Below are 21,359 nucleotides of genomic sequence, written 5' to 3' on the forward strand. Positions count from 1 at the left end.
GCGAAAACACTCGGGTGCGTTTCCTCAATAGGAGATTCACCTGGTGCTGGCGGCCGGCCCCGGTCGGACGCAGTCCAGCCGGGCACCGGCCGCCAGCACGAACAGGCTCGAGGGACTAGTATTAGTTCCTGAATCTGCAATTTCACCAATCCAAAGCCCCCCAAGTAGACTTACTGGAGTTTCAGCCGCGACAAGCGCGGTCGAAGGGTAAGTCATTTGAAAACGTTCTAGGAGGAACCTGTGGCAAAGGCAAAGTTCGAGCGGACTAAGCCGCACGTTAACATCGGTACCATTGGTCACGTTGACCACGGTAAGACGACGCTGACGGCCGCCATTTCCAAGGTGCTGTACGACAAGTACCCGACTCTCAACGAGAAGCGTGACTTCGCGTCGATTGACTCTGCACCCGAAGAGCGTCAGCGCGGCATTACCATCAACATCTCCCACGTTGAGTACCAGACCGAGAAGCGCCACTACGCACACGTAGACGCTCCGGGTCACGCTGACTACATCAAGAACATGATCACCGGCGCTGCTCAGATGGACGGTGCAATCCTCGTGGTTGCCGCCACTGACGGCCCGATGGCCCAGACCCGCGAGCACGTTCTGCTCGCTCGCCAGGTTGGTGTTCCCTACCTGCTGGTGGCACTGAACAAGGCTGACATGGTCGATGACGAGGAACTCCTCGACCTCGTCGAAATGGAAGTTCGTGAGCTCCTGAGCTCGCAGGGCTTCGATGGCGACGAAGCACCGGTTGTCCGCGTTTCGGGCCTGAAGGCTCTGGAAGGCGACCCGGAGTGGGTCAAGTCCGTTGAGGACCTGATGGCTGCTGTCGACGAGTCCGTTCCGGACCCGGTACGTGACCGTGACAAGCCGTTCCTGATGCCGATCGAAGACGTCTTCACGATCACCGGCCGTGGCACCGTTGTTACGGGCCGCGCCGAGCGTGGAACCCTCGCGATCAACTCTGAGGTCGAGATCGTCGGCATCCGCCCGGTCCAGAAGACCACGGTTACCGGTATCGAGATGTTCCACAAGCAGCTCGACGAAGCATGGGCCGGCGAGAACTGTGGCCTCCTGCTCCGCGGTCTGAAGCGCGACGATGTCGAGCGTGGCCAGGTTGTCGTCAAGCCGGGTTCCATCACCCCGCACACCGACTTCGAGGCTAACGTCTACATCCTCTCCAAGGACGAAGGCGGACGTCACAACCCGTTCTACTCCAACTACCGCCCGCAGTTCTACTTCCGCACCACGGACGTAACCGGCGTTATCACCCTGCCGGAAGGCACGGAAATGGTTATGCCCGGCGACAACACTGAGATGACCGTTGCGCTCATCCAGCCGATCGCAATGGAAGAGGGCCTCGGCTTCGCAATCCGCGAAGGCGGCCGCACCGTTGGTTCGGGACGCGTCACCAAGATCATCAAGTAGTCCTTGCTGATCCGAGCTTGAACTCCTGATCGGCGGCCGCCTGGCGGCCTCCGTGACGAAAAGGAACAGCCCCGCTGCACTGCAGCGGGGCTGTTCCTTTTAAGTTCCTGCTACGGTTGCAGGTGAAGAGAGGAGACCGGCATGGAATGGATCATTTTCCTGGTGGTAATTGCCGCCGGCGTCGGTGGCGGGCTGTGGGCCAAGAAATACTTCCGGCACGAGATCGAGCGTGCAAAACGCATCGACCGCGCCAACAAGAACAAGTAGCGGGGCAGTGATCTAGCGCGCGGACTGGTCCTGCCTGGCCCTGCTGAGGGCCTGGTACCAATAGAAGGACTCCTTGGGGGTCCGCGCCTGGGTGTCGAAGTCGACGTGGACCAGGCCGAAGCGCTGGGAGTAGCCGGCCGCCCATTCGAAGTTGTCCATCAGCGTCCACACGTAGTAGCCCAGGAGTTCGACGTCGTCGGCGATGCCGCCGGGGGCCGTCGCGGCGAGTGCGTGGCCCAGATGGTCGGCGAGGTAGCTGATCCGGCCCGCGTCAGCGATCGGCCCGTCCACATGGTCCGGTTCCGGGAAGCTCGCTCCGCTCTCGGTGATGTAGAGCGGGGGGAGGGCCTCGCCGTACCGGTCCTTCATTTCCCGAAGCAGCGGACCCAGGTGGTCCGGCGCCACCGGCCAGCCGAAGCCGGTGGTTTCATACTCCGGGAATGCGGCAAAGTGGAACGGCAGTTTCACCATCGCCTCCGCTGAGCCGACCGGGCTGTCCGCGGGGCCGCGGCCGGTGGCCACCTTCACCGGGTAGTAGTAGTTCACCCCGTAGAAATCCAGCGGCTGGTGGATATTGCGCAGGTCCGCGTCGGAGATCCTGGCGAGGGCACGGAACCAGGGCCTGGCCAGCAGCGGCGGTTTCGGATAGCTCCCCAACAGGATCGGATCGGCGTAGATCCGGTTCAGTGCCAGATCGAAGACCTTCGCCAGCAGCTTGTCCGTGACGGACCCGGTGGCCGGCCGGACGGGGGAGTGCAGGTTGGTGACGCCGACCGCCCCGGTAACGCCCTCGGCCCGCAGGGCCTGGACCGCGAGTCCGTGGGCCAGGAGCTGGTGGTGCACCGACGGCAGGGCGTCGAAGAGCAGGTCGTGGCCGGGCGCATGCACGCCGAGGGCATAGCCGTTGAGGGTGACGGAGGCCGGTTCGTTCAACGTCACCCACTGGGTCACCCGGTCCCCGAACCGGGCGCCGGCGGCGGCGCTGTAGTCGGCGAAGCGTTCCGCCGTCGTCCGGTTCATCCAGCCTCCGCGGTGCTCCAACGGAAGCGGGGTGTCCCAGTGGTACAGCGTGGCCATCGGCGAGATTCCGGCCTCGAGGAGCCGGTCGATCAGCCGGTCGTAGAAGTCGAGGCCCTCGGCGTTGAACGGGCCCGTGCCGTCCGGCTGGATCCGCGGCCAGGAAATCGAGAACCGGTAGGAATCGATGCCCAGCTCGCGCATCAACCGGACGTCCTCGTCCGTACGGTTGTAGTGATCGCAGGCGACGGCGGGGGAGTGCCCGTCCTGGATGCTGCCGGGCTTCTCGGCAAAGGCGTCCCAGCCTGAGGGTCCTCGCCCCCCGGCTGCGAGGGCACCTTCGATTTGGAAGGCGGCGGAGGCCACCCCCAGCATGAAGCCCGGCCGCAGCTTGGCAGCGAGGGCCTGGACGGCGGGGGAATCCTGCACGGTCATGCCCCTATCTTCGTATCGACCGTTGCTGAAGGCAATGACCGGGCGCCGGCAGGACCAAGAGTCGAGAGGAGCGGGGAGCCAGGGGCAGGTCCTGTCGGCGCTGATTCGCTTCTGCCGATTAATTCCGGCATACTAGATGAGTTGTTCAAGCGCTCTTTCGCGTCCCGATCCGGATAATGCCGGGTGCCAGGGTCCAAGTAAGAGCCCAAACATAACCCACTTCCCAAGGAACTGCGGACGAGTACGCGTGCAAAGCGCGACACGCCCGACCGCGGGGGTCGGTTGCGCCGGCAGGTTGAGGAACCCGGATTCATCCGGATTCAGCTTGTGCGGCGGGTGGTAGTTACGACTTCAAATGCTTCGGCAGCCACACAACGAGTAAGTAAACAGGGCAGCCCTAAACAGGGGAAGCACAGACTGAAAGAGAGTCAGGCGACATGGCGGGACAAAAAATCCGCATCCGGCTGAAGTCATATGACCACGAGGTCATTGACGTTTCAGCACGGAAGATCGTTGAGACGGTCACGCGCGCAGGCGCAACTGTAGTTGGCCCCGTGCCGCTGCCGACGGAGAAGAACATCTACTGCGTAATCCGCTCTCCGCACAAGTACAAGGACAGCCGCGAGCACTTTGAAATGCGCACGCACAAGCGTCTTATCGACATCATCGATCCCACGCCCAAGGCTGTTGATTCGCTCATGCGTCTCGACCTGCCGGCCGACGTGAACATCGAAATCAAGCTGTAGGGAGGTGCTGAGAGACTATGACCGCAACCCGTAACGTAAAGGGCCTGCTGGGCACGAAGCTCGGCATGACCCAGGTCTGGGACGAGAACAACAAGCTCATCCCCGTCACTGTGGTCCAGGCTGACTCGAACGTCATCACGCAGCTGCGCAATGCAGAGACTGATGGCTACGTCGCCGTTCAGATCGGCTACGGCCAGATCGACCCCCGCAAGGTCACCAAGCCGCTGGCTGGTCACTTTGAAAAGGCAGGCGTCACGCCTCGCCGCCACGTCGTAGAACTGCGCACTGCAGATGCTGACTCTTACGAGCTGGGCCAGGAGCTCTCCGTAGAGCTCTTCGAAGCCGGCCAGAAGATCGACGTCGTTGGCACCACCAAGGGTAAGGGCTTCGCCGGTGTTATGAAGCGTCACGGCTTCCACGGCGTTGGAGCTTCCCACGGTGCCCACAAGAACCACCGTAAGCCCGGTTCTATCGGTGGCGCATCCACCCCGAGCCGCGTCTTCAAGGGCATGAAAATGGCCGGCCGCATGGGCGCCGTTCGTCACACCACGCTGAACCTCACGGTCCACGCGGTTGACGTCGAGAAGTCGCTGCTCCTGATCAAGGGTGCCGTCCCCGGCGCCCGCGGCCAGGTCGTACTCGTACGCACCGCCGTGAAGGGAGCCTAGTTCAATGACTAGCACTGTCAAGGTTGACCTGCCTGCAGAGATCTTCGACGTACAGACCAACGTGCCGCTGCTGCACCAGGTCGTCGTTGCACAGCTCGCTGCTGCTCGCCAGGGTACCCACAAGACCAAGACCCGCGCCGAAGTTTCCGGCGCCGGTCGCAAGCCGTTCAAGCAGAAGGGCACCGGCCGCGCCCGTCAGGGTTCAATCCGTGCTCCTCACATGACCGGTGGTGGCATCGTCCACGGCCCCACGCCGCGTGACTACAGCCAGCGCACCCCCAAGAAGATGATTGCTGCTGCACTGCGCGGCGCTCTCTCTGACCGCGCCCGTAACGGCCGCATCCACGTCGTTGCTGATCTGGTCGAAGGCACCAAGCCGTCTTCCCGTGACGCACTGGCAACGCTGCGTGGCGTCTCCGAGCGCAAGAACCTGCTCGTTGTCATCGACCGCGCCAACGATGTTGCTGCACTCTCCGTGCGCAACCTCCAGGATGTTCACGTTCTGTACGCAGACCAGCTGAACACCTACGACGTGCTCGTTTCTGACGACGTAGTCTTCACCAAGGCTGCCTACGAAGCATTCGTTGCTGACAAGGCTGCAAAGAACGAGGAGGATGCCAAGTGAGCGCAGCCACCATCAAAGACCCGCGCGACGTCGTGCTTGCACCCGTCGTTTCGGAAAAGAGCTACGGCCTGATCGACGAGGGCAAGTACACCTTCCTGGTGGACCCCCGCTCGAACAAGACCGAGATCAAGCTGGCCGTGGAGAAGATTTTCTCCGTCAAGGTCGAATCGATCAACACCATCAACCGTGCCGGTAAGCGCAAGCGCACCAAATTCGGATGGGGTACCCGCAAGAACACCAAGCGTGCCATTGTGAGCCTCAAAGAAGGCACTATCGACATCTTCGGCGGTCCGCTCTCGTAGCGGAGACCACTTTAACGAGGAAATAAATTATGGGAATCCGTAAGTACAAGCCGACTACCCCGGGCCGTCGTGGCTCGAGCGTAGCGGACTTCACCGAAATCACGCGGTCGACGCCGGAAAAGTCGTTGGTACGTCCCCTCCCGAAAAAGGGTGGCCGTAACAACACCGGTAAGATCACGACCCGTCACAAGGGTGGTGGCCACAAGCGCCAGTACCGTCTGATCGACTTCCGTCGTCACGACAAGGACGGCGTCAACGCCCGCGTTGCCGAAATCGAGTACGATCCGAACCGCACGGCTCGCATCGCCCTCCTGCACTACGTTGATGGCACCAAGCGTTACATCATCGCCCCGAACAAGCTGGCCCAGGGTGACACCGTGGAAGCAGGTGCCGACGCTGACATCAAGCCCGGCAACAACCTGCCGCTGCGCAACATCCCGGTCGGTACCGTAATCCACGCAGTTGAACTGCGCCCGGGTGGCGGCGCCAAGATGGGCCGCTCCGCCGGCGCATCGATCCAGCTCGTTGCAAAGGAAGGCCGTTTCGCCCAGCTGCGTCTGCCTTCCGGCGAAATCCGCAACGTTGACGTGCGCTGCCGCGCAACCGTCGGCGAGGTCGGCAACGCCGAGCAGTCGAACATCAACTGGGGTAAGGCCGGCCGTATGCGCTGGAAGGGCGTCCGCCCGACCGTCCGTGGTGTCGCCATGAACCCGGTCGACCACCCGCACGGTGGTGGCGAGGGTAAGACGTCCGGTGGACGTCACCCCGTCAACCCGAACGGTAAGCGCGAAGGCCGCACCCGCCGTCCCAACAAAGAGAGCGACAAGCTTATTGTTCGTCGCCGTCGTACTGGCAAGAACAAGCGATAGGAGCCTGGACACATGCCACGCAGCCTGAAAAAAGGTCCTTTCGTTGACCAGCACCTCTTTGTGAAGGTAGCCAGGGAAAACGAAAAGGGCACCAAGAACGTCATCAAGACCTGGTCCCGCCGTTCGATGATCGTCCCCGACATGCTCGGCCACACGATCGCCGTGCACGACGGACGCAAGCACATCCCGGTGTTTGTCACTGAGTCGATGGTCGGGCACAAGCTCGGCGAATTCGCTCCCACGCGGACATTCCGCGGCCATGTCAAGGACGACCGTAAGGGCAAGCGCCGCTAGGCGCCTGCACTTACGTCAAAGACGAGAGAAGGAAAGCAATGGAAGCCAAGGCAATTGCGCGTCACATCCGCGTAACGCCTATGAAGGCCCGGCGCGTCGTCAACCTTGTTCGTGGTAAGCAAGCGAACGAGGCTCTGGCAATTCTGAAGTTTGCCCCGCAGGCAGCTTCTGAGCCGGTATTCAAGGTAGTTCAGTCGGCAATCTCCAACGCCCGGGTCCTCGCGGACCGCGACGGCGTGGCGTTTGACGAAGGTGACCTCATCATCAGCGAAGCGTTTGTTGATGAAGGCCCGACCATGAAGCGGTTCCAGCCGCGTGCCCAGGGTCGTGCATTTCAGATCAAGAAGCGCACGAGCCACATCACCGTGGTAGTCGCTACCCCGGAGAAAGAGGAGGCTCGCTAAGTGGGACAGAAAGTTAACCCGCACGGGTTCCGACTCGGTATCACCACCGATCACGTATCGCACTGGTTCGCCGACAGCACCAAGGCCGGCCAGCGGTACAAGGACTTCGTTCGCGAAGACATCCGTATCCGCCAGCTCATGTCCACGGGCATGGAGCGCGCCGGCATCGCCAAGGTTGAGATCGAGCGCACCCGCGACCGTGTCCGCGTGGATATCCACACGGCACGTCCGGGCATCGTGATCGGCCGCCGCGGCGCCGAGGCAGACCGCATCCGCGGCGAGCTCGAAAAGCTCACCGGCAAGCAGGTCCAGCTGAACATCCTCGAGGTCAAGAACCCCGAGATGGAAGCCCAGCTTGTTGCCCAGGGCGTTGCAGAGCAGCTGACTTCCCGCGTGGCCTTCCGCCGTGCAATGAAGAAGGCAATGCAGTCCGCGCAGCGCGCTGGTGCCAAGGGCATCCGTATCGCTTGCTCGGGTCGACTGGGTGGCGCAGAAATGTCCCGCTCGGAGTTCTACCGCGAAGGCCGTGTGCCCCTGCACACCCTCCGCGCGAACATCGACTACGGCTTCTACGAGGCCAAGACCACCTTCGGCCGCATCGGCGTGAAGGTCTGGATCTACAAGGGTGACGTCACCGCCAAGGAACTGGCTCAGCAGGCAGCTGCTGCTCCGTCCCGCGGCCGTGGTGCCAGCGATCGTCCGGGCCGCCCGGGTGGCGCTGACCGTGGTGACCGCCGTCGTCGTAACGACCGCCCGGCCGAGGCTGCACCCGCTGCTGCCGACGCTCCGGCTGTCGAAGCAGCTGCACCGGCAGTAGAAGGAGGACAGGCTTAAATGCTTATCCCGCGTCGAGTAAAGCACCGTAAGCAGCACCACCCGGGTCGTTCCGGCGCTGCCACGGGCGGCACCGAGGTCTCGTTCGGTGAGTGGGGTATCCAGGCTCTGAGCCCGGCCTACGTCACGAACCGTCAGATCGAATCTGCCCGTATCGCGATGACCCGCCACATCAAGCGTGGCGGAAAGGTCTGGATCAACATCTACCCGGACCGTCCGCTGACGAAGAAGCCGGCCGAAACCCGCATGGGTTCCGGTAAGGGTTCTCCGGAATGGTGGGTCTCAAACGTCAAGCCGGGCCGGGTTCTCTTCGAACTCTCCGGTGTCAGTGAAGAGGTAGCTCGCGAGGCCCTGCGCCTGGCAATCCACAAGCTGCCGTTGAAGGCACGCATTGTGCGTCGCGAAGGTGGTGAGTAGAAATGGCAGTAGGATCCAAGGAACTTGCATCCGCACAGCTGGACGGTTTCGACAACGAGCGTCTCGTTGAAGAACTCCGCAAGGCCAAGGAAGAGCTGTTCAACCTGCGTTTCCAGTCCGCCACCGGACAGCTGGAGAACCACGGTCGTCTGCGCGCGGTAAAGAAGGACATCGCACGCATCTACACCGTTCTCCGTGAGCGCGAGCTGGGCATTCGTGCCGAGGTTGCCGCACCGGTTGTGGAAGCCAAGGAAGAAAAGAAGTCCAAGAAGGCTGCAACCAAGAAGGCTGACAAGGCTGAAACGGTTGAGACCGAGGAGGACGCCAAGTGAGTGAAAAGGACGAGAACGTGACGGAAACTGTTTCCGACGCAGCCAAGGCTGACGAGCGCGGTTACCGTAAGACGAAGCGCGGCTATGTCGTCTCGGACAAGATGGAAAAGACCATCGTTGTCCAGGTCGAAGACCGCGTGAAGCACGCCCTCTACGGCAAGGTTATGCGCCGCAACACGAAGATCAAGGCTCACGACGAAGAGAACTCCGCCGGCATCGGCGACCTCGTTCTCCTCGCCGAGACCCGCCCGCTGTCCGCTACCAAGCGGTGGCGCCTGGTGGAGATCCTCGAGAAGGCCAAGTAACACCTGCAGCTTCCCCGCCCGGGAATCTGCGCCGAAACCCCCGTTCCCTTCTGGGAGCGGGGGTTTCCTCGTTCCCGGCGGGGGCCTGTGGCGTCGCCGGCACGTCACGCCGCGCAGAGTTTCAGCGGGTGTCCGACGCCGGCGGGCTCAGTTCGCGGGGGAGGGGGCGGAAGGCGGGCCAAGAGACTGCCGTGAGCGACGACGTCGGCCGCTGAGGGCCGGCCGCACCCCGCCCGCGCCCACTAAGTGTCCCTTCGCGCGCCGTGGGCAGGGGGCCGGCAGCTGTGATATGGGGATGCGCCGGAAACGTGCTAAGATTTTGAGTTTGTATGGCGCCTTTCGTGCGTCATCATCAACCTCGTAAACAATCGTGCCACGGCATAGTGCCCCCTCGCGCCTCGCGCTCCCGGGAAGCAACTGTTTTTGGCACGGGCGTTTAGGCCTGGTCTGGCAAAATCCAGGCAGGTCAAGAGACACCCCGATCAACCGTTCCGCAAGGCTCATTCCGTAGGAAGATTTTCGGTCTGAGAACCGGCGCGACGCAAGGAGTAAATAGTGATTCAGCAGGAGTCGCGACTCAAGGTCGCCGACAACACGGGTGCTAAGGAAATCCTTACCATTCGCGTTCTCGGTGGATCTGGCCGTCGCTACGCAGGCATTGGCGACGTGATCGTCGCTACCGTCAAGGACGCAATTCCGGGCGGCAACGTAAAGAAGGGCGACGTCGTCAAGGCTGTCATCGTCCGTACCAAGAAGGAACGCCGCCGTGCGGATGGTTCCTACATCAAGTTTGACGAGAACGCAGCTGTGATCCTGAAGAACGACGGTGACCCCCGCGGTACCCGTATCTTCGGACCGGTTGGTCGTGAACTTCGCGACAAGAAGTTCATGAAGATCGTTTCTCTGGCTCCGGAGGTGCTCTAGTCCATGGCTAAGATCAAAAAGGGTGACCTGGTTCAGGTCATCACTGGCGCCAAGGCTGAGCGCGGCGGCGACCGTGGCAAGCAGGGCAAGGTTCTGCGCGTATTCCCGGAGACCAACCGCGTGTTGGTTGAAGGCATTAACCGCGTAACCAAGCACACCAAGGTCGGTCAGTCGCAGCGCGGCACCAAGACCGGTGGCATCGAGGTCGTTGAGGCTTCAATCCACATCTCCAACGTGGCTCTGGTTGACCCCTCCACCAAGAAGCCCACCCGCGTCGGTTTCCGCACCGAGACCGTTGAGCGCGATGGCGTGAAGCGTGAAGTGCGTGTCCGCGTGGCCAAGAGCTCAGGGAAGGACATCTAATGACTGAGACTCTCGAGACTCCGGCAAGCAAGATCGTTCCTCGTCTGAAGACCAAGTACGCGGATTCCATCAAGAGCTCGCTCGTTGAGGAATTCAAGTACGAGAACGTCAACCAGGTTCCCCGTCTGGTGAAGGTCGTTGTGAACATGGGTGTTGGAGATGCCGCCAAGGACTCCAAGCTGATCGACGGCGCTGTCCGCGATCTGACCCTGATCACCGGCCAGAAGCCGCAGGTAACCAAGGCCCGCAAGTCGATCGCACAGTTCAAGCTGCGCGAAGGCATGCCGATCGGTGCGCACGCAACTCTGCGTGGCGACCGCATGTGGGAATTCCTGGACCGTCTGGTCACGCTGGCACTGCCGCGTATCCGCGACTTCCGGGGCCTCAGCGGCAAGCAGTTCGACGGCAACGGCAACTACACCTTCGGTCTGACCGAGCAGGTTATGTTCCACGAGATCGACCAGGATTCCATTGACCGCGTTCGCGGCATGGACATCACCGTCGTGACCACTGCCAAGACCGACGACGAAGGCCGCGCGCTGCTCAAGGCGCTTGGCTTCCCGTTCAAGACCGAAGATTAATCTAGCTACGTAAAAGGTCCGGCTGCCTGGCTTTGTTTCCAGGACAGCGGAAACCGTTATGAGGAAGGGCAAGAGCCCACATGACTATGACAGATCCTGTCGCAGATATGCTTACGCGTCTGCGCAATGCAAACTCGGCATACCACGATTCCGTGTCTATGCCTTACAGCAAGCTCAAGGCACGCGTTGCTGACATCCTGAAGGCAGAAGGCTTCATCGCCTCCTGGAAGGAAGAAGACGCGGAGGTTGGCAAGAAGCTGACCCTCGAGCTCAAGTTCGGTCCGAACCGCGAGCGTTCCATCGCTGGCGTTCGTCGTATTTCCAAGCCGGGACTGCGCGTTTACGCAAAGTCCACCAACCTGCCGCACGTGCTGGGTGGCCTGGGTATCGCAATCCTGTCCACCTCTTCCGGCCTCCTGACTGACAAGCAGGCCGGCAAGAAGGGCGTGGGCGGCGAAGTCCTCGCTTACGTCTGGTAACGGGAAAGGAAGAGAATAATGTCACGTATTGGACGTCTCCCCATCACCGTTCCTGCCGGCGTTGAGGTCAAGGTTGACGGCTCTGTCGTCAGCGTCAAGGGTTCCAAGGGCGAGCTGAGCCACACTGTGGCCAGCCCGATCGAGGTCACCCTGGAAGATGGCACCCTGACTGTCGCCCGCCCGAACGACGAGCGCGCCTCCCGTTCGCTGCACGGCCTGACCCGCACCCTGATCGCCAACATGATCCAGGGCGTTACCGCAGGCTACGAGAAGAAGCTTGAGATTGTCGGTACCGGTTACCGCGTCCAGGCCAAGGGTTCTGACCTTGAGTTCGCTCTGGGCTACAGCCACCCGGTCAACGTCTCGGCTCCGAACGGCATCACCTTTGCAGTTGAGACCCCGACCAAGCTCTCTGTTTCAGGTATCTCCAAGCAGCAGGTCGGCGAGGTTGCTGCCAACATTCGCAAGCTGCGGAAGCCGGACCCCTATAAGGGCAAGGGCATCCGCTACGCCGGCGAAGTCATCCGCCGCAAGGTCGGAAAGGCTGGTAAGTAACCATGGCCATCGCAATTAACAAGAAGCGTACGAACAAGAGCAAGTCTGCCCAGCGCAGCCGCCGCCAGCTTCGTATCCGCAAGCGCATCTCCGGTACGGCTGTACGTCCGCGTCTGGTCGTCAACCGTTCCGCACGCCACGTATTCGTCCAGGTTGTCGATGACACCAAGGGCCTGACCGTAGCGAGCGCGTCCACTCTGGAAGCCGACCTTCGTGCATTCGACGGTGACAAGACCGCCAAGGCCAAGCGCGTTGGCGAGCTCGTCGCCGAGCGCGCCAAGGCTGCCGGTATCGAAGCTGTTGTCTTCGACCGCGGTGGTAACAAGTACCACGGCCGGATCGCCGCCGTCGCTGACGGCGCACGTGAAGGTGGGCTGGCACTGTGACCGAAAATAACGAAAAGGACATTCAGGTGACTGAAGCTGTAGCTGCTCCGGCAACTGAGACCGCTGCGCCTGCTACCACTGACGACCGCCGTGGTGGCGCCCGTCGTGGCGAGCGTGGCGACCGCGGCCAGGGCCGTGGCGACCGTGGTGGCCGTGGTGGCCGCGACGGCGGCCGCGAAGCCGAGAAGAGCCAGTTCGTAGAGCGCGTCGTAACCATCAACCGCGTTTCCAAGGTCGTCAAGGGTGGTCGTCGCTTCAGCTTCACCGCCCTCGTCGTCGTCGGTGACGGCAACGGTATGGTCGGCGTCGGCTACGGCAAGGCTAAGGAAGTTCCCGCCGCCATCGCGAAGGGCGTTGAAGAGGCCAAGAAGTCCTTCTTCCGCGTTCCCCGCATCGGCAGCACCATCCCGCACCGCGTGCAGGGCGAAGCCGCTGCAGGCGTTGTCATGCTGCGTCCGGCTTCCGCCGGTACCGGTGTTATCGCCGGCGGTCCGGTCCGTGCAGTACTGGAGTGCGTGGGCATCCACGACATCCTCTCCAAGTCGCTCGGTTCCTCCAACGCCATCAACATCGTTCACGCGACCGTTGATGCGCTGAAGCGCCTCGAAGAGCCGGCAGCAGTGGCAGCACGCCGCGGCCTCCCGCTCGACGAGGTCGCTCCGCCGGCAATGGTGAAGGCGCTCCTGAACCAGAAGGCAGGTGTCTGAGTCATGGCTAAGAACCTGATTCCCTCCGACGCTCAGTTGGAGATCACTCAGATCAAGTCCGCCATTGGCGGCAAGCAGAACCAGCGCGACACCCTTCGCTCCCTCGGCCTGAAGCGGATCGGACACACCGTTGTCCGCACCGCCGACGCCGTGACCGTCGGGATGCTCAACACGGTTCCGCACCTGGTAAAGGTAGAGGAGGCGAAGTAAATGGCAGAGAAGAACACCGCCGAGAAGGCACAGGGCGCCGCTGCTGAGAAGCAGAACGCACTGAAGGTTCACCACCTGCGTCCCGCCCCGGGTGCCAAGACCGCCAAGACCCGCGTTGGTCGTGGTGAAGGTTCCAAGGGTAAGACCGCTGGTCGCGGTACCAAGGGTACGAAGGCCCGCTATCAGATCAAGGCTGGCTTTGCCGGCGGCCAGCTGCCGCTGCACATGCGCCTGCCGAAGCTGCGCGGCTTCAAGAACCCGTTCCGGGTTGAGTACCAGGTTGTAAACCTGGACAAGCTCAACGAGCTGTTCCCGGAAGGTGGCGCAGTCACCGTGGAGAACCTGGTCGAAAAGGGTGCCGTTCGCAAGAACCAGCCCGTCAAGGTGCTGGGCACCGGCGACATCACCGTCAAGGTTGACGTCACCGTCCACGCATTCTCGGCCAGCGCCGCAGAAAAGATTGCCGCAGCAGGCGGAAGCACCACCGCCCTCTAAAGAGGCGGCGGGGCAGTTGCCCGTTGTTCAAACTCCCGGCACCGTGGGGCTCAGGCCCCCGGTGCCGGGAGTTTTTTCTGTTTCCCGGCCATGCCGATTGTTCGCCGGGCGCATCCACCCGTTAGACTCGGTTGTTGGGTTTATTTGACCTATCTCACACGAATTTACTTATTACTCAGGAGGACGCTTGCTTAGCGCATTTGGCCGGGCCTTTCGCACGCCTGATCTGCGACGCAAGTTGTTGTTCACGCTGGGAATCATCACAATCTTCCGCTTGGGTGCCTTCATCCCCTCGCCTGGTGTGAACTACCAGAATGTCCAGCAATGCTTGCAGAACGGTCAGACCTCGGGCGGGATCTACCAGCTCGTCAACCTGTTCAGCGGCGGTGCATTGCTGCAGGTCTCAATTTTCGCGCTCGGGATCATGCCGTACATCACGGCAAGCATCATCGTCCAGCTGCTCCGCGTGGTCATTCCCCGGTTCCAGCAGCTCTACGAAGAGGGCGCCTCGGGCCAGTCCAAGCTGACCCAGTACACCCGGTACCTGACGATCGCCCTGGGCCTCCTGAACGCCACGACGCTGGTGTCGCTGGCGCGCTCCGGCCAGCTGCTGCCGAACTGCCAGCTGCCGATCATTCCGGACGCGAGCATCATCACCACGATCCTGATTATCATCACGCTGACGGCCGGCACCGGCCTGATCATGTGGATGGGCGAGCTCGTCACCGAGAAGGGTGTGGGCAACGGCATGTCGCTGCTCATCTTCACCTCGATCGCTGCCGGCTTCCCGACGTCCCTCGGCGCCATCTGGAAGGCGCAGGGCCCGGGCACCTTCTTTATGGTCCTCGTCATCGGCCTGCTGACCGTGGCCCTGGTCGTCTTCGTTGAGCAGTCCCAGCGCCGGATCCCGGTGCAGTACGCCAAGCGCATGATCGGCCGCCGCACCGTGGGCGGAACCAGCACCTACATCCCCATCAAGGTGAACATGGCCGGCGTCGTGCCCGTCATCTTCGCGTCCTCGATGCTGTACCTGCCGGGCCTGATCTCCCAGTTCAACCGGCCTGCGCCGGGCGAGCCCGTCGCGCCGTGGGTTGAGTGGATCAACAACAACCTCACCCGCGGTGACCACCCCATCTACATGGCCCTGTACTTCGCCATGATTGTGTTCTTCACTTACTTCTATGTTGCGATCACTTTCAACCCTGAGGAAGTTTCTGACAACATGAAGAAGTACGGCGGCTTCATTCCGGGTATCCGTGCCGGCAAGCCGACCGCGGATTACCTGCAGTATGTGCTTTCCAGGATCACCCTGCCCGGCGCGATCTACCTGGGCTTTGTGGCCCTGATCCCGCTGATTGCCTTGGTCCTGATCAACGCCAACCAGAACTTCCCGTTCGGCGGCACCTCGATCCTGATCATGGTGGGCGTAGGTTTGGAGACCGTCAAGCAGATTGATGCTCAGCTACAGCAGCGTCACTACGAAGGGCTTTTGCGATGACGAGAATGTTGATTATCGGACCTCCCGGTTCCGGCAAGGGAACGCAGGCGGAACGCATTTCGGAGCGACTCGGCGTCGTTGCGATCTCCACCGGCGACATCTTCCGTGCCAACGTCAAGGGTGAGACGCCGCTCGGCATCGAAGCCAAGAAGTACATGGACGCGGGCGACTTCGTCCCGGACAGCGTGACCAACAAGATGGTCCGGGACCGCCTCACGGAGGACGACGTCGAAGCCGGCTTCCTGCTGGACGGCTACCCGCGCACCACCGCGCAGGTGGACTACCTCGACGCGATCCTCGCCGACGCCGACCAGAAGCTCGACGTCGTCCTGCAGCTCACGGCCGACGACGAGGAACTCGTCAAGCGCCTCCTGGGCCGCGCCAAGGACACCGGCCGCAGCGACGACAACGAAGCCGTGATCCGCCACCGCCTGGACCTCTACCACGGCCAGACGGAAGCCGTGGTGGCCAAGTATGCCGACCGCGGCATCCTCACCCAGGTCGACGGCATCGGCGGCATCGACGAGGTCACCGACCGCGTCATGCAGGCCATCAAAGCGGCGCAGTCCGCCTGATCCGGCCCGTGACTATTGAGGCTCCTCCCGCAGTGCCGGGAGGAGCCTCAGCCATTTGTCCGCACACCCCCTGCAGGGCGGCTGCGGCACCACCGAAAGGACGCTGAGCATGGCATTCGGCCAGACCCGCATTGAATACAAGACCAACGCCCAGATGCGGACCATGCACGAGGCCGGGCTGGTGCTGAGCCGCGCGCTCGACGCCGCCGTGGCGGCAGCCGTCCCCGGAGTGACCACCCGCGACCTCGACGCCGTCTTTGCCGGCGTGCTCCAGGACGCCGGAGCGAAGTCCAACTTCCTCGGCTACCACGGCTTCCCGGCCACCATCTGCACCTCGGTCAACGAGGAAGTGGTGCACGGCATCCCCGGCGACCGTGTCCTGCAGGACGGGGACATCATCTCGATCGACGGCGGCGCCATCGTGGACGGCTGGCACTCCGACTCGGCCCGTACCGTGATCGTCGGGACGGCGGACCCCGAGGACCAGCGGCTCTCCGACGTCACCGAGGCGGCCATGTGGCACGGCATCGCGGCGCTGGCCACCGGCAAGTTCGTCGGCGACATCGGCAACGCTGTGGACGACTATGTTTCCTCCGTGCCCGGGAAGCCGCTGGGCATCCTGGAGGACTACGTGGGCCACGGGATCGGCTCCGAGATGCACATGGCCCCGGACGTGCTGAACTACCGTACGGGCCACCGCGGCCCCAAGATCCGGCCCGGACTGTGCCTGGCAATCGAACCCATGCTGGTCCGCGGCAGCATCGAAACCGCCACCCTCGACGACGACTGGACCGTGGTCACCACCGACGGGAAGCGCTCCTGCCAGTGGGAGCACTCCGTGGCGGTGCACGAGAAGGGCATCTGGGTGCTTTCGGCGCCCGACGGCGGAGCCGCGAAACTGGCGCCGCTCGGCGTCGTCCCCGTCCCGATTCCCTAAGCGTTTCTTTCGCGGCTCCCTAGCGATGCGCTTGGCGGCTTGTGATACGACGAATCCCTGGCGACGCTGGTATTCCAGCGTCGCCAGGGATTCGTCGTATCCTCAGGCAGTGAGCGCAGCGTCAGCTCTTGAGCTTCGGCTTCACGTCCTTGGTGTAGATGCCCTCGAGGGTGGTCTTGAGCTCGGTCATGGTGGCCTTGACGTCGCCCTGCTGGGTGAGGATCTTCGCGGCGGCTTTGGCCATTTCCTGGTCCGCGCCCGGCAGGAACACCCGGGCGTTGTCCTGGACGTGGGTAACCGCGAGCTGGTCGATGGCCGTCTTGATCTGAGGCGTCTTGGCGAGCACCGCGGTCATGTCGGCGGACGTCCGGGTCGGCATGTAGCCGGTCGCGGCGGAGAACGCGGCGGTGTTCTCCGGCTCGGTCATGAACTTCAGGAATGTCGCGGCAGCGAGCTGGACTTCCTTGCTGACACCGCTGGGGATGCCGAGCCCGGCGCCGCCGGTGGGGCAGACACCGCTTTCCTTCTTCGGGCCGCCCGGGAGGAAGCCGACGCCCACGTTGAACTTGGCGGAGCTCAGCACGCCCAGCAGGGAGCCGGTGGAGGCGATCGTGGCGGAGGTGATGCCGGCCGCGAAGTCGTCCGCGGCCTCCTTGGAGGAGACACCCGCCCACTTGTCCTTGTAGATCGAATCCTGGGCCCACTGGAGCGCCTCCACCGACTCGGCGGAATCACAGTTGATGGTCCATTCGTTGGACCAGCTGCCGCCCCAGCCCCAGAGGTTGTTCTGCAGGGTCCAGCCGGCGTATCCGGCCAGTGCGGGATAGATGTAGGCGTACTGGGCGCCGGAGCTGGCCTTCAGTTTCGGGGCCCACTCGGCGAACTCCTGCCAAGTCTTGGGCGCCCGGTCCGGCAAGCCGGCGGCCTTGAAGTGGTCCTTGTTGTAGTAGAACAGCGGGGTGGAGCGGCCGTAGGGGAGGGCCCACTGCTTGTCGGCGTACTGGTAGTCGGCGACGAGTGACTTCTGGAAGTCGTCAACCTTGATGTCCAACTGCTTTATCAGGTTGTCGAGCGGGATGATGTTGCCGTTGGTGTAGTACCGGAACCACCAGACGTCCGAGAGCACCACAAGGCCGGGCAGGGCCGACTTCGCTGCCTGGGAGGTCTGGAACTTCTGCGCGATTTCCTCGTAATTGGCGCCGGCGGTGATCAGGTTGACCTTGATGTCCGGGAACTTGGCCTGGAACTTCTCGATGATCGCCTTTTCCACGTCCTGGGACTTGCCCGGGTGGTTGGTCCAGAAATCGATCGACGAGGCCGGCTTCACGCCGCTGAAGTCGATGTCCGCCGCGCCGGAGGTCCCGGTGCCGCCTCCCGTGGACGGGCCGCCGCAGGCCGCCAGGGCCGCGGCCCCTGCGCCCGCGCCGGCCAGGCCAAGGAAGTGTCTGCGGCCAAGATTCGTTGCCATGGTGGATCCTCTCAAAAGTGTTGACTTGTTGTGATGGTGGGGTGCGTTCGGAGGCGGCGTCACCCGGTGACGCTGCCCTGGGTGAGGCCGGCCACGATGTAGCGTTGCAGCGCCGCAAAGACCAGCAGGATCGGAACAATCACCAGGACCGCGCCGGCCATCAGGATGCCCCAGCCGGAGCCGTTGCCTTCAGAGTTCTGCAACAGGGTCAGGCCCACGGGCAGCGTCATGGTTTCCGGCCGGTCGGTGATGATGAGCGGCCAGATGTAGTCGTTCCATTCGCTCACGACGGTGACCAGGGCGACGGTGGCGATTGACGGGCCGGAGACCGGGACGACGACCTGCCACAGCCGGCGCCAGTGCCCCGCGCCGTCGATCTCGGCAGCTTCCAGGATGGAGCCGGGCAGCGTCATGAAGTGCTGGCGGAGCAGGAAGGTGCCGAAGGCGGTGCCCAGCCCGGGCAGGATGATGCCCCAGAGAGTGTTCTTGCCACCCAGGCCCGCGATCAGGATGTAGTTGGGCAGGATGGACACCTGCGGCGGCACCATCAGCGCGACCAGGATGAGGATGAAGATGACGTTCTTGAACGGAAAGCGGACAAAGACCAGGGCGTAGGCCGTCAGGATGGCCAGGATCACCTTCACGGTGGCGCCCACCGTGGTGACGATCAGGCTGTTCAGGAAGAACCTGGCGAAGGGCACCGTCGTCATCGCTACGTGGTAGTTGTCCAGGTTCACGCTTTCCGGCAGGATCTTCAGGTCCGTCGTGACGATCTCGCCGGGCTGCTTGAAGGAGCTCAGCACCATCCAGAGCAGCGGCAGCACCACCACGAGGGTGGCGAGGATGAGCGGGACGTAGCCGGCGGCGATTGTCTGGACCAGGTTTGCGCGGGAAAACGGCCGCTGCCGTTGCGGTGGAACCTCGGGGCCGGCGGCGGGTCCGGCGTTGGCAGCGGGATCGGGGTTCACGGGGGAGAGTGTGCTCACGAGTAGTGCACCTTCCGTTCTACGAACCGCACCTGCAGCACGGTGATGATCAGGAGGATGGCGAAGAGCACCACGGAAATGGACGCCGAGTAGCCGGCCCGGTTGAAGGCCCCGAAGGCCTGCAGGTACGCCTCGTAGATCAGGGTGGACGTCCCGTTGCCGAGCGGGGTCATGATCCGGATCAGGTCGAAAGCTTGCAGCGAACTGAGCATCGTGGTGATCAGCAGGAAGAACGTGGTGGGGGAGAGCAGCGGGACCGACATGCTGACGAAGCGGCGGAACCCGTTGGCGCCGTCCAGCGACGCCGCTTCCATGACGTCCTGGGGCAGCGACTGGAGGCCGGCGAGGTAGACGACGGCGCAGTAGCCGAGGTTCTTCCAGATGTAGACCGTGATCACCATGACCAGGGAGAGCTGCGGATCGTTGATCCATTGCGGGCTCTGCTGGCCGATCCCGCGGAGCAGCCAGGACAGCACCCCGTAGCCGGGGTCGAAGATGAACAGCCAGACCAGTCCGACGCCGACCCCGCTTAGCACGTAGGGGGCGAAAACGGCGGACCGGGCGAAGGTGGTGCCGCGGACCTTGGAGTTCAAGGCGAGGGCCACCAGCAGTCCGAGGACCATGGACCCGCCGACCGTGATGACGGTGAAGATGGCCGTGGTGCCCAGCACCTTGGGGGCGTCGGCGCTGGTGAAGAAGTTGATGTAGTTGTCGAAGCCGACGACCGTGGCGGAGGCGGAGCCCAGCGTCCAGTCCAGCGTGGAGTAGTAGATGTTGTTGATGAGCGGGAGGTAGGTGAACACCGCTATCAGTGCCAGGTTCGGCAGGGCCAGCGCAAGGAACACGATGAAGTCCCTGCGCGTCCGGGCAGACCAGCGTCCCCGGCGCTGGTCCCGCGTGACGGTCCCGGCGGTAGCCACGGGACTGTCCGTCAATTGTCTAGTCATAGGGCGTCTCTAACGGATCCGGGCCTGCCGAGGGCAGGCAGTTGGGCGGGGGATCAAGAACACTTCACCACACGCTGGGTGGGCGGAACCCCGCACAAGGCCTTGTCAGAGCTTTGTTATGTCAGGCTTCCTTGCCCGTTTACCTATTGTTGGTTGCAGTATTCCACAACGTTCGTTTGCGGGCGGGGAGATCGCGGCGCCTGGTTTCCCGGCGGCGGGGCGCACAATGGAGCCATGACGGCGATTACGGATGTGCCCGGAATCCGCGTGGGCCATGCCGCCCGGACCGGGGAGGGCTGGCAGAGCGGTGTCACGGTGGTCCTGCCGCCCCCGGGGACGGCAGGCTCGGTGGACGTCAGGGGCGGCGGTCCCGGTACGCACGAGACCGACGCGCTCGACCCCACCACGCTGAGCACCGCCGTCGACGCCGTGGTCCTGACCGGGGGCAGCGCCTTCGGGCTGGCGGCTGCCCACGGCGCCCAGCGCTGGTGTGAGGAGCAGGGGAGGGGCTTCCCCGTGCCCGGCGGCGTGGTGCCGATTGTCCCCGCGGCGGCCATCTTCGACCTAGGCCGCGGCGGCGACTTCGCCGCCCGCCCGGACGAGGCCATGGGCTATGCCGCCGCCGCCGATGCCGCCGCACACCAGGAGGGGCACGACGTCGAACGAGGCAACGTGGGAGCCGGCACCGGCGCAGCTATCGGCCGGGGCCAATTCAAGGGCGGAGTAGGCACGGCCTCGATCACCCTGGAAAACGGCGTCGTCGTCGGGGCGCTTGCTGTAGTCAACGCGCTGGGACTCCCATTTGTGGTGCCTACGGGAAATCCCGAACCCTCCGCGCGCTCGGTCGTTCCTCCCTTAGACGCGCGCTTCCGGGTTCCCGATTCCACGTCGGCGAATGCCGCGCCGCCCCTCAACACAACCCTCGTCGTCGTCGCGACCAACGCCGTATTGGACAAGGCCGAGTGCAAGCGGACAGCATCGGCAGCCCACGCCGGCCTCGCCCGGGCGCTGAATCCAAGCCATACGCTGGCCGACGGCGACACGGTGTTCGCGCTCTCCACTGGCGCCGTCGCGCTGGACCGCAGTACCGACGCCGCACGGCAGTTGAGCCTGATAAACCTGCAGAGCGCGGCAGCCGACGTCGTCCGGCTGGCCATCCTGGACGGGATCGCCGCGGCGGCGGAGGTGGAGACCCCGGCGGGGCGCTTTCGTGCATACGGGGACGGAGTGCGCTAGCATGGCTGGATTTAACATTCGGCCCGCAATGCCGTAGTGTTGACTGTTGGTTGTCTGCCCTGTTGT

General features: G+C 63.3%; 30 protein-coding genes. 26 read left to right on the forward strand and 4 right to left on the reverse strand.

Going from position 1 to position 21,359, the window contains the following annotated elements; translation table 11 throughout:
• The first annotated feature begins 240 nt into the window (after window positions 1-240).
• Together tuf and AC1DB8_RS02750 are read left to right on the forward strand one after the other, a co-directional pair.
• Complete coding sequence (gene tuf, locus AC1DB8_RS02745) at window positions 241-1,431, forward strand: elongation factor Tu (protein ID WP_003803827.1); 1,191 nt, start codon at window positions 241-243, stop codon at window positions 1,429-1,431.
• Window positions 1,432-1,572: 141 nt separating this feature from the next.
• Window positions 1,573-1,698 (forward strand): hypothetical protein, encoded by a 126-nt coding sequence (locus AC1DB8_RS02750; protein ID WP_441417033.1) that lies wholly within the window; start codon window positions 1,573-1,575, stop codon window positions 1,696-1,698.
• Window positions 1,699-1,710: 12 nt separating this feature from the next.
• Here the strand turns inward: AC1DB8_RS02750 and AC1DB8_RS02755 are convergent, their stop codons facing one another.
• The gene (locus AC1DB8_RS02755; protein WP_476892120.1) at window positions 1,711-3,150 is read right to left on the reverse strand and encodes a GH1 family beta-glucosidase; all 1,440 of its coding nucleotides are present in this window, start codon (window positions 3,148-3,150) and stop codon (window positions 1,711-1,713) included.
• Between the two features lie 437 nt (window positions 3,151-3,587).
• Here AC1DB8_RS02755 and rpsJ point away from each other — a divergent pair, with 437 nt between their 5' ends.
• From rpsJ to map, 23 genes are all read left to right on the forward strand, one after another.
• Window positions 3,588-3,896, forward strand: a complete 309-nt coding sequence (gene rpsJ / locus AC1DB8_RS02760; RefSeq protein WP_038464699.1) for a 30S ribosomal protein S10 — start codon at window positions 3,588-3,590, stop codon at window positions 3,894-3,896.
• A 17-nt stretch (window positions 3,897-3,913) separates the two neighbouring features.
• On the forward strand, window positions 3,914-4,564 hold the full coding sequence (gene rplC / locus AC1DB8_RS02765) for a 50S ribosomal protein L3 (RefSeq protein WP_003803812.1): 651 nt from the start codon (window positions 3,914-3,916) through the stop codon (window positions 4,562-4,564).
• A gap of 4 nt (window positions 4,565-4,568) precedes the next feature.
• On the forward strand, window positions 4,569-5,189 hold the full coding sequence (gene rplD, locus AC1DB8_RS02770) for a 50S ribosomal protein L4 (RefSeq protein ID WP_441417035.1): 621 nt from the start codon (window positions 4,569-4,571) through the stop codon (window positions 5,187-5,189).
• Entirely contained in the window at window positions 5,186-5,491 is a 306-nt protein-coding gene (gene rplW / locus AC1DB8_RS02775; protein WP_018773664.1) for a 50S ribosomal protein L23, read from the forward strand. The genes rplD and rplW overlap by 4 nt, the downstream gene beginning before the upstream one ends.
• 29 nt (window positions 5,492-5,520) lie before the next feature.
• Window positions 5,521-6,360, forward strand: coding sequence for a 50S ribosomal protein L2 (rplB, locus tag AC1DB8_RS02780; protein WP_024366131.1), 840 nt, complete (start codon window positions 5,521-5,523; stop codon window positions 6,358-6,360).
• A 12-nt stretch (window positions 6,361-6,372) separates the two neighbouring features.
• Window positions 6,373-6,654, forward strand: a complete 282-nt coding sequence (gene rpsS, locus AC1DB8_RS02785; RefSeq protein WP_018773666.1) for a 30S ribosomal protein S19 — start codon at window positions 6,373-6,375, stop codon at window positions 6,652-6,654.
• A gap of 38 nt (window positions 6,655-6,692) precedes the next feature.
• On the forward strand, window positions 6,693-7,058 hold the full coding sequence (gene rplV / locus AC1DB8_RS02790) for a 50S ribosomal protein L22 (protein ID WP_003803798.1): 366 nt from the start codon (window positions 6,693-6,695) through the stop codon (window positions 7,056-7,058).
• Window positions 7,059-7,892 carry a 30S ribosomal protein S3 gene (gene rpsC / locus AC1DB8_RS02795; protein WP_441417036.1) on the forward strand — a complete coding sequence of 278 codons (834 nt, stop codon included), beginning with the start codon at window positions 7,059-7,061 and terminating at the stop codon, window positions 7,890-7,892.
• Window positions 7,893-8,309: a 50S ribosomal protein L16 gene (gene rplP / locus AC1DB8_RS02800; RefSeq protein ID WP_138768571.1), complete on the forward strand. Its 417-nt coding sequence runs from the start codon at window positions 7,893-7,895 to the stop codon at window positions 8,307-8,309.
• Window positions 8,310-8,311: 2 nt separating this feature from the next.
• Complete coding sequence (gene rpmC, locus AC1DB8_RS02805) at window positions 8,312-8,641, forward strand: 50S ribosomal protein L29 (RefSeq protein WP_011692802.1); 330 nt, start codon at window positions 8,312-8,314, stop codon at window positions 8,639-8,641.
• The gene (gene rpsQ / locus AC1DB8_RS02810) at window positions 8,638-8,946 is read left to right on the forward strand and encodes a 30S ribosomal protein S17 (protein WP_056737811.1); all 309 of its coding nucleotides are present in this window, start codon (window positions 8,638-8,640) and stop codon (window positions 8,944-8,946) included. Before rpmC ends, rpsQ begins: the two co-directional genes overlap by 4 nt.
• Before the next feature lie 555 nt (window positions 8,947-9,501).
• Window positions 9,502-9,870, forward strand: a complete 369-nt coding sequence (gene rplN, locus AC1DB8_RS02815) for a 50S ribosomal protein L14 (protein WP_003803789.1) — start codon at window positions 9,502-9,504, stop codon at window positions 9,868-9,870.
• A gap of 3 nt (window positions 9,871-9,873) precedes the next feature.
• On the forward strand, window positions 9,874-10,233 hold the full coding sequence (gene rplX, locus AC1DB8_RS02820) for a 50S ribosomal protein L24 (protein ID WP_066436866.1): 360 nt from the start codon (window positions 9,874-9,876) through the stop codon (window positions 10,231-10,233).
• The gene (gene rplE, locus AC1DB8_RS02825) at window positions 10,233-10,814 is read left to right on the forward strand and encodes a 50S ribosomal protein L5 (RefSeq protein ID WP_056425240.1); all 582 of its coding nucleotides are present in this window, start codon (window positions 10,233-10,235) and stop codon (window positions 10,812-10,814) included. The genes rplX and rplE overlap by 1 nt, the downstream gene beginning before the upstream one ends.
• A gap of 80 nt (window positions 10,815-10,894) precedes the next feature.
• On the forward strand, window positions 10,895-11,293 hold the full coding sequence (gene rpsH / locus AC1DB8_RS02830) for a 30S ribosomal protein S8 (protein WP_056737814.1): 399 nt from the start codon (window positions 10,895-10,897) through the stop codon (window positions 11,291-11,293).
• Between the two features lie 18 nt (window positions 11,294-11,311).
• Window positions 11,312-11,848 (forward strand): 50S ribosomal protein L6, encoded by a 537-nt coding sequence (gene rplF / locus AC1DB8_RS02835; protein WP_028269576.1) that lies wholly within the window; start codon window positions 11,312-11,314, stop codon window positions 11,846-11,848.
• A 2-nt stretch (window positions 11,849-11,850) separates the two neighbouring features.
• Window positions 11,851-12,234: a 50S ribosomal protein L18 gene (rplR, locus tag AC1DB8_RS02840; protein WP_018773674.1), complete on the forward strand. Its 384-nt coding sequence runs from the start codon at window positions 11,851-11,853 to the stop codon at window positions 12,232-12,234.
• A 26-nt stretch (window positions 12,235-12,260) separates the two neighbouring features.
• Window positions 12,261-12,941 carry a 30S ribosomal protein S5 gene (gene rpsE / locus AC1DB8_RS02845; protein WP_441417037.1) on the forward strand — a complete coding sequence of 227 codons (681 nt, stop codon included), beginning with the start codon at window positions 12,261-12,263 and terminating at the stop codon, window positions 12,939-12,941.
• 3 nt (window positions 12,942-12,944) lie between these two features.
• Window positions 12,945-13,151, forward strand: a complete 207-nt coding sequence (rpmD, locus tag AC1DB8_RS02850; RefSeq protein ID WP_056626615.1) for a 50S ribosomal protein L30 — start codon at window positions 12,945-12,947, stop codon at window positions 13,149-13,151.
• On the forward strand, window positions 13,152-13,646 hold the full coding sequence (gene rplO, locus AC1DB8_RS02855) for a 50S ribosomal protein L15 (RefSeq protein ID WP_011692793.1): 495 nt from the start codon (window positions 13,152-13,154) through the stop codon (window positions 13,644-13,646).
• Window positions 13,647-13,833: 187 nt separating this feature from the next.
• Entirely contained in the window at window positions 13,834-15,144 is a 1,311-nt protein-coding gene (secY, locus tag AC1DB8_RS02860) for a preprotein translocase subunit SecY (protein WP_175321179.1), read from the forward strand.
• A gap of 5 nt (window positions 15,145-15,149) precedes the next feature.
• Window positions 15,150-15,719 carry an adenylate kinase gene (locus tag AC1DB8_RS02865; RefSeq protein ID WP_441417836.1) on the forward strand — a complete coding sequence of 190 codons (570 nt, stop codon included), beginning with the start codon at window positions 15,150-15,152 and terminating at the stop codon, window positions 15,717-15,719.
• A 109-nt stretch (window positions 15,720-15,828) separates the two neighbouring features.
• Window positions 15,829-16,656: a type I methionyl aminopeptidase gene (gene map / locus AC1DB8_RS02870; protein WP_441417038.1), complete on the forward strand. Its 828-nt coding sequence runs from the start codon at window positions 15,829-15,831 to the stop codon at window positions 16,654-16,656.
• 121 nt (window positions 16,657-16,777) lie between these two features.
• Here map and AC1DB8_RS02875 read toward each other — a convergent pair whose 3' ends face one another.
• From AC1DB8_RS02875 to AC1DB8_RS02885, 3 genes are read right to left on the reverse strand one after another with little or no spacing between them, the layout of a single operon-like run.
• Window positions 16,778-18,124 (reverse strand): ABC transporter substrate-binding protein, encoded by a 1,347-nt coding sequence (locus AC1DB8_RS02875; RefSeq protein ID WP_476892121.1) that lies wholly within the window; start codon window positions 18,122-18,124, stop codon window positions 16,778-16,780.
• Between the two features lie 59 nt (window positions 18,125-18,183).
• A complete protein-coding gene (locus AC1DB8_RS02880; protein WP_476892122.1) occupies window positions 18,184-19,110 on the reverse strand; it encodes a carbohydrate ABC transporter permease in 927 nt (308 codons plus the stop codon).
• A complete protein-coding gene (locus tag AC1DB8_RS02885) occupies window positions 19,107-20,057 on the reverse strand; it encodes a carbohydrate ABC transporter permease (RefSeq protein ID WP_441417041.1) in 951 nt (316 codons plus the stop codon). The genes AC1DB8_RS02880 and AC1DB8_RS02885 overlap by 4 nt, the downstream gene beginning before the upstream one ends.
• Window positions 20,058-20,291: 234 nt before the next feature.
• Here AC1DB8_RS02885 and AC1DB8_RS02890 point away from each other — a divergent pair, with 234 nt between their 5' ends.
• Complete coding sequence (locus tag AC1DB8_RS02890) at window positions 20,292-21,293, forward strand: P1 family peptidase (RefSeq protein ID WP_441417042.1); 1,002 nt, start codon at window positions 20,292-20,294, stop codon at window positions 21,291-21,293.
• Window positions 21,294-21,359 lie beyond the last annotated feature (66 nt).

Source organism: Arthrobacter sp. 10N410, from assembly GCF_056394945.1.

What these genes read in the sequence shown, in the direction of transcription:
- AC1DB8_RS02865 (WP_441417836.1), top strand. Translation starts at nt 15,150, where the DNA reads ATGTTGATTATCGGACCTCCCGGTTCCGGCAAGGGAACGCAGGCGGAA.
- rplD (WP_441417035.1), top strand. Translation starts at nt 4,569, where the DNA reads ATGACTAGCACTGTCAAGGTTGACCTGCCTGCAGAGATCTTCGACGTA.
- rpsS (WP_018773666.1), top strand. Translation starts at nt 6,373, where the DNA reads ATGCCACGCAGCCTGAAAAAAGGTCCTTTCGTTGACCAGCACCTCTTT.
- rplP (WP_138768571.1), top strand. Translation starts at nt 7,893, where the DNA reads ATGCTTATCCCGCGTCGAGTAAAGCACCGTAAGCAGCACCACCCGGGT.
- AC1DB8_RS02755 (WP_476892120.1), bottom strand. Translation starts at nt 3,150, where the DNA reads ATGACCGTGCAGGATTCCCCCGCCGTCCAGGCCCTCGCTGCCAAGCTG.
- rplC (WP_003803812.1), top strand. Translation starts at nt 3,914, where the DNA reads ATGACCGCAACCCGTAACGTAAAGGGCCTGCTGGGCACGAAGCTCGGC.
- rpsH (WP_056737814.1), top strand. Translation starts at nt 10,895, where the DNA reads ATGACTATGACAGATCCTGTCGCAGATATGCTTACGCGTCTGCGCAAT.
- rplV (WP_003803798.1), top strand. Translation starts at nt 6,693, where the DNA reads ATGGAAGCCAAGGCAATTGCGCGTCACATCCGCGTAACGCCTATGAAG.
- rplB (WP_024366131.1), top strand. Translation starts at nt 5,521, where the DNA reads ATGGGAATCCGTAAGTACAAGCCGACTACCCCGGGCCGTCGTGGCTCG.
- map (WP_441417038.1), top strand. Translation starts at nt 15,829, where the DNA reads ATGGCATTCGGCCAGACCCGCATTGAATACAAGACCAACGCCCAGATG.
- AC1DB8_RS02885 (WP_441417041.1), bottom strand. Translation starts at nt 20,057, where the DNA reads ATGACTAGACAATTGACGGACAGTCCCGTGGCTACCGCCGGGACCGTC.
- rplE (WP_056425240.1), top strand. Translation starts at nt 10,233, where the DNA reads ATGACTGAGACTCTCGAGACTCCGGCAAGCAAGATCGTTCCTCGTCTG.
- AC1DB8_RS02875 (WP_476892121.1), bottom strand. Translation starts at nt 18,124, where the DNA reads ATGGCAACGAATCTTGGCCGCAGACACTTCCTTGGCCTGGCCGGCGCG.
- rplO (WP_011692793.1), top strand. Translation starts at nt 13,152, where the DNA reads ATGGCAGAGAAGAACACCGCCGAGAAGGCACAGGGCGCCGCTGCTGAG.
- rpmD (WP_056626615.1), top strand. Translation starts at nt 12,945, where the DNA reads ATGGCTAAGAACCTGATTCCCTCCGACGCTCAGTTGGAGATCACTCAG.
- rplR (WP_018773674.1), top strand. Translation starts at nt 11,851, where the DNA reads ATGGCCATCGCAATTAACAAGAAGCGTACGAACAAGAGCAAGTCTGCC.
- rplX (WP_066436866.1), top strand. Translation starts at nt 9,874, where the DNA reads ATGGCTAAGATCAAAAAGGGTGACCTGGTTCAGGTCATCACTGGCGCC.
- rplF (WP_028269576.1), top strand. Translation starts at nt 11,312, where the DNA reads ATGTCACGTATTGGACGTCTCCCCATCACCGTTCCTGCCGGCGTTGAG.
- AC1DB8_RS02890 (WP_441417042.1), top strand. Translation starts at nt 20,292, where the DNA reads ATGACGGCGATTACGGATGTGCCCGGAATCCGCGTGGGCCATGCCGCC.
- AC1DB8_RS02750 (WP_441417033.1), top strand. Translation starts at nt 1,573, where the DNA reads ATGGAATGGATCATTTTCCTGGTGGTAATTGCCGCCGGCGTCGGTGGC.
- rpmC (WP_011692802.1), top strand. Translation starts at nt 8,312, where the DNA reads ATGGCAGTAGGATCCAAGGAACTTGCATCCGCACAGCTGGACGGTTTC.
- rpsJ (WP_038464699.1), top strand. Translation starts at nt 3,588, where the DNA reads ATGGCGGGACAAAAAATCCGCATCCGGCTGAAGTCATATGACCACGAG.